This is a genomic window from Actibacterium sp., assembly GCF_041584535.1.
Lineage (GTDB): Bacteria > Pseudomonadota > Alphaproteobacteria > Rhodobacterales > Rhodobacteraceae > Actibacterium_D.
Genome location: NZ_JBFHDW010000409.1, coordinates 1 through 1798 on the forward strand (window position 1 = coordinate 1; position 1798 = coordinate 1798).

Annotated in this window: 3 protein-coding genes and 1 pseudogene; 1 reads left to right on the plus strand and 3 read right to left on the minus strand. The window is 61.1% G+C overall.

All coding sequences use genetic code 11. The features are described from left to right. Window positions 1–614: aldehyde dehydrogenase family protein (locus tag ABYW26_RS14205; RefSeq protein ID WP_372605565.1), on the minus strand; the 614-nt coding region annotated here is incomplete at its 3' end. 15 nt (window positions 615–629) lie between these two features. Then, the gene (locus tag ABYW26_RS14210; RefSeq protein WP_372605566.1) at window positions 630–1022 is read right to left on the minus strand and encodes a 5-carboxymethyl-2-hydroxymuconate Delta-isomerase; all 393 of its coding nucleotides are present in this window, start codon (window positions 1020–1022) and stop codon (window positions 630–632) included. A gap of 107 nt (window positions 1023–1129) precedes the next feature. Between ABYW26_RS14210 and hpaR the strand changes: the two genes are divergently transcribed. Next, window positions 1130–1621, plus strand: coding sequence for a homoprotocatechuate degradation operon regulator HpaR (gene hpaR / locus ABYW26_RS14215; RefSeq protein ID WP_372605567.1), 492 nt, complete (start codon window positions 1130–1132; stop codon window positions 1619–1621). A 7-nt stretch (window positions 1622–1628) separates the two neighbouring features. Here the strand turns inward: hpaR and ABYW26_RS14220 are convergent. Continuing rightward, window positions 1629–1798, minus strand: a pseudogene (locus ABYW26_RS14220) (ferredoxin--NADP reductase); the annotation flags it as partial.

Below are 1798 nucleotides of genomic sequence, written 5' to 3' on the forward strand. Positions count from 1 at the left end.
TCGACCAGCAGCTTGGCCGTCATCGGCGAGAATTCCGCCGGTTTATGCACCACGGTGCAGCCCGCCGCCAATGCCGGAGCAATCTTCCACGTCGACAGCATGAACGGCGTGTTCCACGGGGTGATCACGCCAACCGGACCAATCGGGCGGCGCGAGGTCATGTTCAGCTGGCTGTCGCTGCGCAGCATCTGGCCGTCGCGGGCCTGGGGCGCCTTGTCGGCAAAATAGCGGAAATTCTCGGCGCCGCGAATGGCAGCCTTGGCCATAAAGCGGATCGATTGACCGGTGTCCATCGATTCAACCAAGGCGATTTCTTCGGCTCGGGCTTCGATCCCATCCGCGACTTTGTTCAGAATTTTGCGCCGCTCGACGCCGCTCATGTCGCGCCAGGCCGGGAACGCCGCCTTGGCTGCGGCAACCGCCGCATCGACATCGGCCCTGCCGCCACGGGCGACCTTGGCCAGCGGTTTCAGATCGACCGGCGAGATGGTGTCAAAGGTTTCACCCGAAATAGCCTCCACCGAAGCCCCGCCGATATGCAGCTTCACGCCCTCGGCCCGGAACCGCGCCAGATAGGTTTCAGCCTTGGCCAGATTGTCTTGGAACGTGGTCATCGCGGTCTCCTGCGGCTAGGCGGTCTTGCCCGACAGGCGGGCATGCATGGGGTTGGCTTTCAGGCTAAACGCTGGATCATTCACAGAAATATCCAACGATAGGGCGAAATGCGGCTCGGCCAGCAGATCGGCCAGATGGGCCTTGGCGGCGTCAAACACGATCGTCCCAGCCGCTTGCAATTGTTCGGTTGTGCGCCCCGCGCCAACAAACATGTTCAGCGCGACAAAGTTGTTTTGCGGCAGGTCATCGGCCACCACGAACGCATCCGCCGGATAGGCACGGACCCGAATACCGGCCACCGGAAAGAGGCCAACGCGGATCAGCGCCGCCTGCAACGCCCGGCACAGCGCGGGCATGTCCACACGGGCCTCGATTGGCCGGGAATACTCGATTCGAAGATGTGGCATCTGTTTCCCTCCCGATTTCGCTTAACATGTTAATTATATGCTGACTTGTCAATAACCATTTTTTCGCGCATGTGACCAACGATCGGAATGAACCATACGGAAAGCTATTGGAACAGTCGCGCAATCACAGGAAACTGGACGTTGAAGACGGGTTCGAATTGGCCGAGACCCGCCGCACCCTGCCCATCGCCCTGTTGCGGGCGCGCGAGGCGGTGATGGATCGCTTTCGTCCGATGCTGCATGCGAATGACATCACCGAACAGCAATGGCGCGTGATCCGTATCCTGTTCGAATTGGGTGAAGCCGATGCCACCAAGCTGGCCGAACTGGCCTGCATCCTGCCGCCCAGCCTGACACGGATGCTGCGCACGCTTGAGGCGCGCGGGTTCATCGTGGTCCGCAAAGACCCGACCGATGGCCGCAAAAGCCTGATCGCGATCACCGCCGAGGGCCGCGCCTTCATCAATCTGGCCTCGCGCGACAGCGCCGCGATCTATGCCCAGATCGAGGCCCTGCTTGGCGCGGACCGGTTACAGCATTTGCTGAACGAGTTGGAATTCGTGTTGGACAGGCTGTCCGGGGACAGCCTGAACCTGTAACGACGATTTAGCCGACAAAGGCCTTTTCGACGACGAATTGCGCCGGCTCGGAATTGGCGCCTTCCTTCAGGCCAAAGCCTTCGAGGATCGCCATGATATCCTTGTTGAACCCCAGACTGCCGCAGACCATGCCCCGGTCGTGTTCCGCATCCATCGGCGGCAGGCCGAGGTCGGCGA